The 13,801-nt window shown below is 69.0% G+C and carries 6 protein-coding genes; all 6 read right to left on the bottom strand.

What is annotated here, in order from left to right; genetic code table 11:
• Positions 1 to 15: 15 nt before the first annotated feature.
• Positions 16 to 4,467 (bottom strand): DUF7948 domain-containing protein, encoded by a 4,452-nt coding sequence (locus Q4S41_RS05125; RefSeq protein WP_305030031.1) that lies wholly within the window; start codon positions 4,465 to 4,467, stop codon positions 16 to 18.
• 147 nt (positions 4,468 to 4,614) lie between these two features.
• Positions 4,615 to 5,373, bottom strand: coding sequence for a tRNA pseudouridine(38-40) synthase TruA (gene truA / locus Q4S41_RS05130; protein WP_305030032.1), 759 nt, complete (start codon positions 5,371 to 5,373; stop codon positions 4,615 to 4,617).
• A gap of 115 nt (positions 5,374 to 5,488) precedes the next feature.
• On the bottom strand, positions 5,489 to 8,035 hold the full coding sequence (locus tag Q4S41_RS05135; protein ID WP_305030033.1) for a LamG-like jellyroll fold domain-containing protein: 2,547 nt from the start codon (positions 8,033 to 8,035) through the stop codon (positions 5,489 to 5,491).
• 209 nt (positions 8,036 to 8,244) lie between these two features.
• Positions 8,245 to 8,451: a PID-CTERM protein-sorting domain-containing protein gene (locus Q4S41_RS05140; RefSeq protein WP_305030034.1), complete on the bottom strand. Its 207-nt coding sequence runs from the start codon at positions 8,449 to 8,451 to the stop codon at positions 8,245 to 8,247.
• A 66-nt stretch (positions 8,452 to 8,517) separates the two neighbouring features.
• Positions 8,518 to 11,889: a T9SS type A sorting domain-containing protein gene (locus tag Q4S41_RS05145; protein ID WP_305030035.1), complete on the bottom strand. Its 3,372-nt coding sequence runs from the start codon at positions 11,887 to 11,889 to the stop codon at positions 8,518 to 8,520.
• Positions 11,890 to 12,266: 377 nt separating this feature from the next.
• Complete coding sequence (locus tag Q4S41_RS05150; RefSeq protein WP_305030036.1) at positions 12,267 to 13,682, bottom strand: T9SS type A sorting domain-containing protein; 1,416 nt, start codon at positions 13,680 to 13,682, stop codon at positions 12,267 to 12,269.
• Between the last annotated feature and the right edge of the window lie 119 nt (positions 13,683 to 13,801).

Consider the following 13,801-nt stretch of genomic DNA (forward strand, 5'->3'; position numbering starts at 1 on the left):
CTTACTTCCGCGGTTTTACCGCACAATCTCCACCCAGCCTTTCACCCGCTCGCCGCCATCAGCCCGGCTGAAAAGGTAGTAGTAGAGCCCGGCGGGCAGGCCCGCGCCGCCCCAGTCGTTGTGGTACTCGGGCACGTCGAACACCCGCTGGCCCCAGCGCGAAAACACCTGCAGCCGGCCCGGGCAGCCGCCCAGCCGCGGGGCGAAGAAGTCGTTCTGGCCGTCGTTGTTCGGGGTGATGATGTTGGGCAGAATGGCGGCCTGCACCTCCACCGGCGCCAGCGTCACCTGGTGCTGGCAGGGGCCGGGCGGGCCGCTGCCAGTGGGTAGCACGGCCCGGGGCGCGAAGCGGCCATCTGCCGCGTAGGTGTGCTCCACGGTGGCGCCGGTGGCGGCGGGGCTGCCGTCGCCAAAGTCCCATTGCACCTGGCTGGCCGTGGGGCCGGCGGCGGTAAAGCGCAGGCGCAGCGGTGCCACTAAATTGTCGGCGCAGTCCAGCGCCGCCCAGGTGGCCGTGAAACCCGGCGCGGCCGGAATGGTGATGCGGTAGGGTGCCGTGGTGCAGCCGCCGGGCAGCTCGTAGTACAGCTCCACGGTGCCTGCCGTGGTGGGCGGGGTGAAGAAGCCGCCGGCCGTCACGCCCGGGCCGCGCCAGGTGCCGCCCGCCGGCGAAGCGCGCAGCTGAAACGGCGCCTGGCTGTTGCACAGCGTGGTATCGGCTGGCACGCGTACGTTGGGCACCACGCTCACCACCACGGTTTGCGACACCACGATGGGGCAGCGCACTTCGGGAAAATCCCAGGTGTAGGTGAGGGTGTAGCGCCCGGGACCCACGTCGCCGGGGTTGAAGCGGTTGCCCACCACGCCCGGCCCGCCAAACGTGCCGCCCGCCGGCGAAGCCGAGAGCACCACCCCGTGCGGCGGTGCTGCCAGGCAGATGCTGACCGCCCCCACGGGCGCAAACAACACCAGCGGCAGGGCCAGCACCCGCACCCGCAGCTGTCCGGCGTAGGCGCAGCTGGTATCAGCCGGTGTGGGGCCGGTGTAGGCCAGCGTTTGCACCCCCGCCAGCGCTGCCGAAGGCGTGAACACAAAGCCCGAACTGACCGAGCCCGACACGCCCGGGCCCGTCCAGCGGCCACCGGCGGGGGTAGCGTTCAGGGCCTGGGGGCCGGCGATGGCGCATACCACGCTATCAGGCACGCTCAGGGTGGCCTGGCCGGCGGTGCGCACATTCACCACCCGGCGGGCGCGGCCGGGGCAAAGCGGCGTGTTGCCGGGTGGTCCGGTGTAGAGCAGGGACTGCGGCCCCGTCAGTAGGGGCGTCGGCGTGAAAGTGAAGCCCGTGGCCAGCGAGCCCGTCACGCCCGGCCCGCTCCATTCGCCGCCCGCCGGGGTGCCGCCCCGCAGCCGCATGGCGCCCGCTGAAAGGCAAAACGACGTATCGCGCGGCACCCGGGCCGTGGCCCCGATGGGCAGCACGACGACGCGCATGGTATCGGTGGCTGGGGAGCAGTCGAGGTCGCCCTGCAGAGAATATACCAGCAGGTGGGGCCCGCCAATCAGGGCTACGCTGGGCGTGAATACAAAGTGGTCGATAGAGCCCGACACGCCCGGCCCCGTCCAGATGCCGCCGGGCGGGCTGCTGATGAGTTGAATGGCAGGGTCGTTGGCGCACACCGTGCGGGGCAGGCTGGGCGTGATGCGGGGCACGGTTTTCACCACCATCACCAATGAAGCCGTGACGGGGCAGCGCCCGCCCGCCACCTCATACAGCAGGCTGTGGTTGCCCCGCCCGGCCAGCATGGGGTCGAAAAGCGAAGTGCCCGGCACCACGCCCCGCCCGCTAAACACGCCCCCGGCCGGCGTGCCCGTGAGCTGCACCGGCGCCAGCGTGACGCCCGGCAGCAGGCAAAATACCTGGCGCGGCGCCGTAAGAGTGGCCGTAGCCTGGGGCAGCACCGTAATGCGCCGGGTGCTGGTGCCGGTGCAGCCGTTCACGGCCGCCGGGCTGGTGTAGGTGAGCACCTGCTGCCCCACCAGCGCCGCCGAAGGTGTGAAGAAAAAGCCATTGGCCAGCGTGCCCGATACGCCCGGCCCCGTCCAGGTGCCGCCCTCCGGCGAGCCGCTCAGCGGCACGGCATTGCCTCGCGCGCACACCGACAGCGTATCGGTGCCGGCCGGCGAGGTATTGGCCTGAAACGCAAACTTGAAAGCCGCATTGTTGCAATGCGGCGAGCCATTGGTGCTGGTGTAGGTGCCCGCGCCGGGCGGCACTGGAATGCCCGTGCCGCCGCTTTGGTCGCAGGCGCACACGGCCTGGTAGAGCACGTTCTGGTTGTCGAAGCGCGACATGCCGCCGTCCACGTGGTCATCGGCGGTGGTGCCGAAGAAGGTGGCGTAGTCCAGCACCCGCGCGCCGTCGGAGAGCTGCATCAGGTAGAAGTCCACGCCGTCGGTGGCGCGCTGCAGGGCGTCGGGGGTGGTGGGCAAGCCGGTGGTGCTGCCGTTGTTGGGGTCGAGGCCGCCGCCCCAGCCAGCCAGGGCCATGCGCCCGTAGCAGTCCACGCCAAAGGCAGTGGGCGAAATGTCGGTAGTAGCGCGCCCGCTGCCAAACACCGTGGCGAAGCCCGCCGTGCGCAGATTGGGCTGCAGCTGCTGAATGAACTGCTGCCCGTGCGTCACGTGGTAGCGGGTGGTGTCCGCGCCCGGCCAGCTGGGCCCCAGCGTCTGGCCTAGCACGTACACCCGCCCGCCCGGCCCCGAGCGCACGAAAAATGCCTGGTCGTAGCCGCTCGTGCCTAGGTAAGTGGCTTGCGTGAGGGCACCCGCACTGGTAATACGCGCCACGAAGCCGTCCACGTTGCCGCCTAGGGCCGCCTGGTAGCCGTTGGCCGCCCCGCTCAGGGCCGCGCTGGTGGTGCCGCCGGCCACCAGCAGGTCGCCGCCCACGTCTTCGCGCTGCAAGGAGTACGCGGCATCGGCGCCAGCGCCGCCCACCAGCGTGGTCCAGCGCACCCGGTTCAGGCTGGAATCGAGGCTGGTGACGAGGCCATCGGAGCTGCCGCCGCGGTAGGCGCCGGCCGCCAGGCCGGGAAAATCAGCCGAGCCCGTCACGCTGGCCACGTACACGTTGCCCTGCGGGTCGAGAGCGAGGTCACCGCGAAAAGCGTCGCCGTAGTTGTGGCGCAGGCGGGGCGCGGCGGCGGCCGGGTCGAGCAGGCCGTCGGTGCCGGTGCCGCCCAGGTAGGTGCTGGCCCGCAGGCCGCCCCCGCTGGCGCTCAGCCGCGTCAGCACCAAATCAGACCCGCCGGTGAGCACAAAAGGCGAATTCAGCCCAAACGGCGCTACCGCCGGCCCGCCCCGCAGACTGTGGTTCAGGGCCGTGGTCGAGGTGGGATAGTCGGTGGAGGACGTGGTGCCTAGCAGCAGCAGTTCGTTACGCGCATTCACCAGCAGGCTGTGCGGAAACTCCAGGTTGTTGCCGCCCAGGTAGGTCGCCCAGGCCCGCGCCGTCGTTCCCGTAGCGCTGGCATTAAACTTCATAATGGCAATGTCGATGTTCCCGCTAAAAGTCGTCAGGTAAGCCCCCGAGGTGGTGGGGTATCCGGGCTCAAACACCACCCCGGCCGTGTAGAGGTTACCCCGCGCATCGTGCGTGGCCGCGAAGCCCCAGTTCTCCACCGCCGAGCCGGTATAAGAAGCAAACTGCACCGCTGGGTCGATGACGAGCGGGCGCTGCCGGTCGTAGGCGCCCAGGCGGAAGCTCACCGCCGTGCCCTGCAGCTCGAAGGCGCAGGCCACGGGCTGGGGCTGGCCGGTGGCGGGGTCGGTTTGCCAGGCACGGGGCGCCAGCTCCGTCAGCAGGCCAGCCGTGGTGCGCACTTCCAGGCGGCCGGTGGCGGGGTCGAGGCGCAGGGCATCGGCGCCGCGGTAGGTCCAGCGGGCCTGGGCGGGGTCGGCGCCGGGCGCCAGCAGCAGGTCGTATTCAAACTGCTGCGCGGTATTTTCCTTGAGCACCATGTCAATGCCGGGCCAGAGCTGGCGGTAGCGTAAGCCGTGCCAGGCGCGCACATCATGCGCCCAGTGGCGGGCGTCGGCACCGCGCAGGTAGTGGCGCTGGCCGGGCGCGGCGGTTTCAGCAGCGGCTTCCAGCGTGGCTGTGGGAGAAGGGGCAATGAACTCCACGCGCAGGCCGTGGGCTTTGATTTGGCCGCCGGGCAGTCTGGCCGACTGGCTTTCTGCCTGCGGCCCGTGGCCCGGCAGGCCGGTGGTGAGGGCGTAGGTCAGCCCAGTGGCCTCCACAAACAGTCGCGCGCCGGGTGCTACCTGGGCGGCATAGCGCGCCCGGGCGTCCCATTGTCCCCGGTTTTCAATAAACTCCAACGTGGGCCGGGCCTGCTGCCCGCGCACGGGCAAAGACAACAGCGCACCCCACAAAATGAGCAAGGTAAAAAGTAGACGCATAAGCAATTCGGTGGAAGAAGGATAGCAGTAAAGCTAGACTGCAGCGCACAAAAACCATGCGCTGTTTCCGCTTTTCTTCTCCTTTATTTCCAGCGGCTTGCCACGGAGCGGTTTGATAACTCCGAACCCCAGCGCTGCGATGCCCGCCTATTCCGGCTCGGGCACCATGCCGTCCTCGTATTCCACCCGGCTCAGGAACAGGCCTCGGGCCGGGGCCGCGTTGCCGGCATCCACCCGCTTCTGGGCCCACAGCAGTGCCTGGAACTGGCGCGGCGTGAGCTTGCCGCGGCCCACATCAAGCAGCGTGCCCACCACCAGCCGCACCATGCCCCGCACAAAGCGGTTGGCCCGGATGTGGAACCGCCAGCCGCCCGGCGCGGGGTGCCAGCCGGCGGCCGTGCAGTAGCACACGTAGTGGTTTTCGCCGCCTTTTACTTTCGAAAACGTGGTGAAGTCGAACTGGCCCACCAGGTAGCCGGCGGCCTCGTTCATGGCCGCCACGTCGAGCGGCCGGTCCACGTACAGGGCGTGGTCGCGGCGGAAGGGGTCGGGCTGCGTCACCACGAAGTACTCGTAGTTGCGCTCCTCGGCCGAGAAACGGGCGTGGGCCTCGTCGGGCACGGGGTGCAGGCGCAGGGCGGCAATGTCGGGCGGCAGGGCGCGGCGCAGGCGGTAGAGCAGCTGGTCGAGCGAAAGCGTAGCGGGCAGCTCGGCATCGAAATGGGCCACCTGGTGGCTGGCGTGCACGCCGCTGTCGGTGCGGCCGCTGCCCAGGCAGTAGGTGGGGTGGCGCAGCACCTGGCTCAGGCAGCGGTCGAGCTCGGCCTGCACGGTGGGCATGCCCGGCTGAATCTGCCAGCCGCAGTAAGAAGTGCCGTCGTAGGCGAGGTGCAGGAAGTAGCGCATGAAACGCAAAAGTACGGCCGGGACTAGCCAGTCGAACCAGCACTAAAAAGCCCCCGCCGCCATTCAGGCAACGGGGGCTACTCAGAGCCGGGTGCGGGCCGGCCAGCAGTTCGTTCTACTCCACCACCAGGCGCAGGGCCGGGGCAGTGCCGGCGCGCACCAAGTAGAGGCCGGCCGGTTGGCTGGCTGGCAGCGTGAGCGGGGCCATGCCCGCAGCATCAGTAATAGCGGTGAGCACGAGGCGGCCCAGGGCGTCGTACACCCGCACCGGGGTACTGGCTGCGGCCCCGCTGAGCGTGGTGGTGCGGGCGGCCGGGTTGGGGTACAGGGCCAGGCGGCCGCCACCTACGGCTACCGGACGCACCGGCGAGTAAGCGGCCGTGCCGTCGGTATCGACTTGGCGCAGGCGGTAGTACACGAGCGGGGCGGCGTAGCGGGTCAGGTCCGCGTCGCCAAACGTATAGGCGTGGGCCTGGGTGCTGCTGCCGGCCCCGGCCACCGTGCCCACGCGGGCAAAGGCGCGGCCGTCGGCACTGGCTTCTACCTCGAAGCGGGCGTTATTCAGCTCGGTGGCGGTGTGCCAGCGCAGCAGCGCGCCGGTGCCGGCGGCTTCGGCTGTGAAGGCCACCAGTTGCACGGGCAGCGGGGCCCCCACCGTGAACGTGGGCCCCTGGTAGGTGCTGAGCGTGGCCGAGGCGAGGCTCACCGGGCCGGTGGTGGTGCCGGTGGGCACGGTCACGGTGGTCGACAGGTCGTTGGTGGGGGTAGCGAAGGGGGCCACAGCCGTGCCGTTGAAGGCAAAGCTGGTCGCGTCGAGAAGGTTGGTGCCCGTGACGGTAACGGTGGCTCCCGGCTGGGCGCGGGCCGGCGAAATAGCCGTGATGGTGGGGAAGCTGCGCACGTAGTTGCTGGCCGTGCCGGTGAGGGCAAAGTTCGTGAGCGTGGCCGTGTTACCGTTGCTGCTCTGGTCGGTGAGGCCCGCCGCGCCCGCGTTGGCGCCGCCGGCCGTGCCCTGGTTGAAGGAGTAGTAGGCCAGCAGGCTGGCGGGCACGGCCGAAGTGGTGCTGTACATATCGGCCTGTATCTGCGCCCGGGTAAGGGCGGCGCTGTAGAGGCGCACCTCGTCGAAGCGGCCCGTGAAGAAGCGCTCGGGGGTGCCGTTGTTCAGCCAGGCCCCCAGGCTGACGGGCTGAGCGGCCACCGGCACCGCCGTGATAAAGTTGCTGCTCGACCGGACTGCCCCGTTGACGTAGATGATGGCCGACTTGGTGCTGGCCGAGTACACCACCGCCACGTGCGCCCACTGCCCGATGGGCAGCGCCGACGTTAGCGGTAGCCCGTTGGAGTTGCCGCTCACGGTAAATTCCAGGCGGTTGTTTTGGTCGAACTGCAGGTACAGGGCCCCAGGGATGGCGTTGTCGCTCATCAGCAGGCTGGTGCGGCTGCCCGAGAGGGCCGCCTGGTTCACCCAGGCTTCGAGCGTAAACTCGCTGGTGGCGGGCAGGCCGGGGGTGTGCACGTAGTCGTTGGTGCCATCGAAGGACAGCGCGTTGTTGGTGGCCGTGCCCACCGTAAAGTACAGCCCGTTGCTGGTGCCGCTGGGCGTGCTCACGGTCACGTTGCCGCTGGTGGCCCCCGCGGGCACGGTGGCCGTGATGCTGGTGCTGCTGGCCACGGCAAAGGTGGTAGCGGCCGTGCCATTAAACCGCACCCCCGTCACCCCCGCCAGGCCAAAGCCCGTGAGCGTGACGGGGGTGCCCACCGGCCCAAAGGTGGGACTGAGGCGGGTGAGGGCCGCCACCGTGATGGTGAGCGTGCCGGGGCCGGCTGTAGCGGCCACGCCGTAGGCGGGGTTGCTGCCCGCCATCGCCCACGACGAGCCGCCTCCGCCGCCTGCGTAGTCGCTGTAGGTGGTGTTGCTGTAGCTGCTGCTGCCGCCGCCTCCATAGTAGCCGCCGCCCCCGCCGCCGCCAGAATAACCACCGACGTTGTTGCCGCCGGCACCCCCGGTGCCGGCGCTGCCCGAATAAGCCCCGTTGGTACCGGCCCCCACTGCCGCCTGCGTAGCCCCCCGGCCGGGGCTGCCGCCGCCAGAATCACTGGCCCCATCGTTGCCGTTGGGTGTCCCGCCGTTGCCGCCGTTGGCGAGGCCGAAGGAACTGCCGCCGCCGCCGCCGGCCACCAGCAGCGCGTTGCGGCTGGCCAGGTAGTCGCCGGTGCTGGCACCGGTGCGCCGCAGGTCGGTGGCCCCGCCGCCGCCGCCGCCGCCGCCGTTGCTGCCACTACCGTCGTCGGTGCCGATGCCGCCGCCGTTGAAGCCGCCTGCGAACACGGTGCTGCCATTGGCATCGTTGGTGGTGCCCTGGCCGCCCACCCGCACCGTGAGCACCTCACCAGGCGTGACGGCCACGGTGGCCTGCACCCGCCCCCCGTAAGAGTAGCTGGAGATGCTGGCGTCATAAAATAGCCCGCCGCTTGCCCCCGTGGCCACCACCCGCAGGCTGGTGACGCCGGCCGGCACGGTGTAGGTTTGAAGGCCGCCGGTGTAGCTGAAGGTGGTGGTTTGGGCCTGGGCCGCGCCGGCCGGGGCCAGTACCGCCAGCACCGCCAGGGGGGCAATGGCCCGTCGCAGGCGGGGCAAAGAATAATAGAAGAACGTCATGAATAAAACAGGAAAAAATATAGGACTGCCGCACCCGTGCGCGTCCCTGCAAAGGACGGAGCCAGTACAAGGCGGCGGTATGACATGAACATGTCATATTTCGGCCCGCCGGCCCCTTCTTTTCCGGTGCTGTCCCGGGCCCTTCTGGCCGCAAAAAGCCCCCGCTGCCACGGGGGCAACGGGGGCTTCTGAGCCGATGCGAAGAGCCGCTAGCGGGCCAACCGGCGGCGTTGGCGGAGCTTTTTCAGGCCCAGGGCCACGCCGGAGGCGAGCAGTAGGGAGGCCCCGCCGTCGAGGGGCACGTCGGTGGTAGCGGCGGGCGTGCCGGGGGCCGGGCCACCGGTGCTGGGCCCCTGGGCCAGGGCCAGGGAGGAAGCCGCCGCGGTGAGGGCGGCGGCGAGAAACAGAGCTTTCATGGAGTGAAGGGAATAAGGGCGGGGCCGGCGCCTAGGAGCCGCCGGCCCCGCCGTTGAAAAGAAGATTTATTGCAGCACGACGCGCTTGGCCAGCACGACGGCACCCACGCGCAGGCGCAGGGTGTACACGCCGACGGCCAGGCCTTGGGTCTCAAAGCCCAGGCGGGCGCCGGTGGCCGTGGCGGTGGCCGACTGCTGGCGCACCACCTGGCCCAGGGCGTTGAGCAAGGTGCCCTGCACCTGCGCGGCGCCAGCCACGGCGGGCACGAGCACGCTGAACTGGCCGTGGGCCGGATTGGGGTACACTGTCACCTCCGCCGCTGTGAGGGCGGTGGCCGTGGCCAGGGCCGCGCGGGCGGCGAAGTGCAAGGTGAAGCGGCCCGTGAGCAGCGCCTGGGCCTGAGCCGTCGTCACCGCGAACGAGTAGCCGGGCTGGGTGCGCAGGTTCACGGTCTGGCCGGTGGCGGCGTCGGTGAGCAGGGCGTCGAGGCCGGCGGGCAGGTTGTCGAGGGCGGCGGCAATGAGGGTGTAGGTGCCGGCGGCGGGCACGCCCACGTTCAGCGGCAGCGCGGTGGCGGCGGTGAAGGCCGGGCGGCCATCAATCGAGAGGGCCTCGCCGCTGGTGGCGGAGCTGCTCAGGTTCAGGCCGGTGGTGTTGGGCAGCTTCATGGCGTCGTACTGGGTATCGAAGGCCGGGGTGGCGCCGGCTTCGGCGTAGGCATACAGCGCATCGGCCGCGCCCGTGGCGCCGCGCAGCTCCAGCTGCACCAGCGGCCGGGGGTCGGTGGTGGTGCGCTGGAAGGCGGTGGCGTTGGGTGCGGTCAGGCGCTGGCTGTTGCGAAAGGTGAGCGTGCCGCTGGTCTGGCCGGCGCTCACGCGCACGAAGAAGCCCTGGCCCACGGGCAGCACGGAGTTGCCGCCGATGCCGTTGACGTAGCTGCGGTACTGGCCCGCGTACTGGGCCGTGCTGCTGTACACGTAGATGGCGCCGTCGAGGCCCGCCCGGTCGGCGGGAGCCACCAGCGAGTAGTCGAGCGGGGCCGGGTAGGGGTTGCCCAGCAGTTGCCAGCCGGCGTCGGCGTTGCCGGCCAGGCGGCTCAGGGTCTGGGCGACGGGCCCGTTGGTGAGCGTGCCGCTGAAGTCCACGAGCTGGGTGCCGGCGATGTTCACGGTGTAGCCTTGGCCGGGCACCAGCGGGTCGGCGGTGGTGCTGGGCGAGAAGAAGCCCCGGTCGAAAGCGGAGGAGCTGTTGGCCAGCGTCACGCGGCTCTGGTCGTAGCCGTACACGGTGGGGAAGGGCACCGTGGTGTTGGGCGTGGCCGAGGTGTTATAAGCGGGGTTCACCACGGGCGAGAAACCGGCCGTGGTCAGGTCGGCCACGGTAGCGTTGGCTACCGGCGAACTGTAGTGGCGGTAGCCGGGGCCGGGGTTCAGGCTCGGGTCGATGTAGCGCTGCACGGTGGCCGTGCCCTGCACCACGCCGCTGCTGCTGTTCACCACCAGGGCCGTGCCGGCGGCGCTGGAGGCCAGCGTGAGGGCATTGCCGCCCAGCACCAGATTGCCGGTGCCGCCCACGCCCAGGGCCACCGTAATGGTTACCGGGGCCGTCAGGCTCACGTTGCCGCTGGTGTTGATGGCCAGGTTGGCCACGGCACTCGGCAGGCTGCTGCCGGTGGCCGCCGCGGCGCCGGTGTAGCCGTAGCTGGCCAGCGAGGAATAGGAGCGGGTGCCCGTCACCTGCACCGCGCCGGTGCCGGTGGTGTTGCTGATGCCCGCCGCGTTGCAGATGCCCAGAATGCTGCCCGCCCCGAGCGAGAAGCTGCCCGCGCCACTGATAATGGCGCAGCCGTCGCTGAGGCCGCCGCCGGGCTGCACCGCGAAGAAGGCATTCACGCTCACGTTGCCGGCCAGCACGGCGTTGCCGCTGCCCGTGATGGTGATGGAATTGTAGATACCGGCCGGAATCACCGTCGGGCTCAGCTGCGTGCCGGTGCTCACCATCAGGTCAGGGTAAGTCACGGTGAAGGCCAGCCCGTTGCTGGTGCCGCTGGGGGTGGTCACGGTCACCGGGCCGGAGGTGGCGCCGGTGGGCACGGTGGCCGTCACGGTGGTCGCGTTCACCACGGCGAAGGTGGTGGCGGCCGTGCCGTTGAAGCGCACGCCCGTGGCCCCCGTCAGGCCGGTGCCGGTGAGGGTGATGCTGGTGCCCACCGCGCCGCTCGTGGGGTTGAGGCTGGTGAGGGTGAGGGCGGCGGCCGCCGTGGTGTTCAGCAACACGCTGGCATCGTTGGAGCTGTTGTTCACCGTCACAATGTCCAGCCGCCCGTCGTTGTTCACGTCGCCCAAAGCCCCGCCAATGGGGGTGTTGACGGCTCCGGCCGAGTAGTTGGTGATGGCGCCAAAGCTGCCGTTGCCCTGCCCCAACAATACCCCCGCCGACCCCGCGGCCAGCACGGTCACAATGTCCAGCTGGCTGTCGCCGTTCACATCGCCGAGCACGGCTGCGGTCGGCATGCTGTTCGTACCCGTCGAATAAGTGCCGGCCAGGGCCAATCCCCCACCGGCCTGCCCCAGCAATACGCCCACCGTATTCAGGGTTTCATGGTCGACCAACACATCGAGGCGGCCGTCGCCGTTCACGTCGCCCAGGGCCACCGTAGTAGGGCGGCTGAGGCCGTCCGAATAGCTGGCCACGGCCCCGAACCCCCCGCCGGCCTGGCCCAGCAGCACCCCCACCGTGCCTGGCAGGCTATTGCCGGTCACAATGTCGAGGCGGCCGTCGCCGTTCACGTCGCCCAGGGCCACGCCCACGGGCTGGCTGCCCACCCCCGTGGAGTAAGTAGTCACGGCCGCGAAGCCGCCGCCGCCCAGCCCCAGCAGCACCCCCACGGAAGCCGTGAGGTTGTTGGCCACCACAATGTCGAGGCGGCCGTCGCCGTTCACGTCACCCAGCGCCACATAGGCGGGGGCGCTGTTGGGGCTGCTGCTGGTGCCGGTGGCGTACGTGACCACGGGGCTGAGGCCCCCGGTGCCGTTGCCCACGAATACGCCCACCGAATTGCTGCCGTTGTTGGACGTCACCACGTCCGGGTTTCCGTCGCCGTTCACGTCGCCCACGGCCACGGCCACCGGCCGGCTATTGGTGCCAATGGAATAGGCAACGGCGGCCCCGAACCCCCCGCCGGCCTGGCCTAGCAGTATCCCGGCGGTTTCGGGTCCCTGGTTGACGGTCACGAGGTCGAGGCGGCCGTCATTGTTCAGGTCGCCCAGGGCCACGTTGTAGGGGAGGCTGGCCGTGCCGGTCGAGTAGGTGGCCGCCGGGGCAAAGGTGGCGGCCGTCTGGGCGTGGGCGGCGCTGCTCATCGCCAGTAGCCCGAGCAGGGCCAAGGGATGTGGCAGGCACGTAAGCAGGCCCTTAGTAGAGAAAGAATGCGTCATGCGGGATAAAAAGAAGGTAGATAAATCAATGTCGCGCACCCGCGCGGCCCGGTAAAGTTCCGGTACCAACTCCGCATATGACATGACGTAACCATGTTTATTTTCTATAGCCTCGGGCACTGCTGAGTCTGAAGCGTCGGGCTCTGGAGTCGGTGAGGACGGGCACGTTTCATTGCCGAGCCGGCCCCTAACGGTACCGACCAGCTTCACCACCGCGCCGCCGCCTACTTCCGCGTGGGCCTACTGCAAGCCCCGCCCCGGCCAAGTCCACGGACAAGACCCCCGCCTAGCCGCCCGGTGCCGCCTCACGTGCAAGCAAAAGCCCCTGCCGAACGTCCGGCAGGGGCTTTTTGCGGCACTCAGGCGGCGGGCCGGGGCTACTGCACCGCCACCCGCCGGGTGACGATGGCCGCCCCTGTGCCCAGCCGCAGGGTGTAGATGCCCGGCGCCAGCCCGCCCGTCTCCACCACGAAGCTGGGGCCGGCCCCGGCTGGGCGGCGCACCACCTGGCCCAGCGCATTCACCAGTTCGGCCTGTGTGGCAGTAGTGCCGGCCGGCAGCGTCACCGCGAAGGCGTCGTGGGCGGGGTTGGGGGCGAGGGCGACGTCGGGCGCGGCCGTGGGCCGGGCGGCCAGCGGGGTATAGGTGCCGGTGTTGAGGAGGACGGTGACATTGGTGTCGTCGTGATTGGCCGTGATGATGTCGGGGCGTCCGTCACCGTTCACGTCGACCACTGCCAAGCCATCGGGACCCGCGCCGGCAAAATAATCGGTATGAAAGCCGAAGTACCCAGCGCCCACGCCCAGCAGCACGGAAACGTTGCCTGAAAAGGAATTCGTGGTAATGACGTCGGGGAAGCCATCGCCGTTAACATCCTTCACGGCTATTCCTTTCGGAAAGTTACCCACAGGGAAGGTCGTTGGTTGGCTGAAGCCTCCACCGATGATGCCCAGCAACACAGAGACATTGTTGGCCAAACTATTGGCCGTTAAAATATCAAGCAAGCCATTGCGGTCAACATCGGCCAGTACCAGACTACTGGGGGCAGCCCCTCCTGATTGGTAATCCGTTTTGGCCGCAAACCCGCCATTGGGCAAGCTCAGCAGCACCGAAGCCTTATACCCCCCGGTGGGAGGCAAGTTATAATTGGATGTGACGATGTCGGGGCGGCCATCCCCGTTGACATCGCCCAACGCCAAGCCGTTGGGGCCCGCCCCGGTGAGGTAATCCGTCTTCGCACCAAAACCGCCGTTAGCTTGGCCGAGCAGGACCGAAGTTGAGCTGGCGCTACCATTGGCGGTCACGATGTCGAGGTGGCCATCCCCGTTGGTGTCGCCCAGCGCTACGCACACGGGGCCCGCACCAGTAGTGTAATCGGTTTTGAGGCCAAATCGGCCATTGTTTAGGTTGAGCAGCACAGATACCACATTAGCCAAGGCGTCCGTCGTGACAATGTCGGGGCGGCCATCCCCATTGACATCGCCCAGGGCAATGCCTCTGGGGCCTGTTGCCGTTGGGTAATCGGTTTTGGGGCCGAAGCCTCCGCTGGGCTGGCCCAGCAAAACCGAAACCGAGTTTGAATTATAGTTGGCCGTGGCAACGTCCTGCCGCCCATCGCCATTCACATCACCCGCCGCTATACCGTAGGGGCCCGTGCCGACGGAGTAGAAAGCGGAAAATGCGAAGCTCTGCCCCCACGCCGCCGGCCCGGCCGCGCCCAGCGCCAGCAGCAACGCCCCGCGCCGGGCGTAGCCAATGAAACGATTTGTGGTAGAAGTAGAAAGGTGTTTCATGCGTGGAAGTGAAAAGGGTTTGGTTAAGTAGCGAAAGATACGCAGACGCATTAACGGCAGAAGCCGGTCCCGCTAAGCAGCACGCTTAACGGGACCGGCTTCCACTCTTTTGCTATTCT

Origin of the sequence: Hymenobacter convexus, from assembly GCF_030580955.1 — a bacterium.
Taxonomy (GTDB): domain Bacteria; phylum Bacteroidota; class Bacteroidia; order Cytophagales; family Hymenobacteraceae; genus Hymenobacter.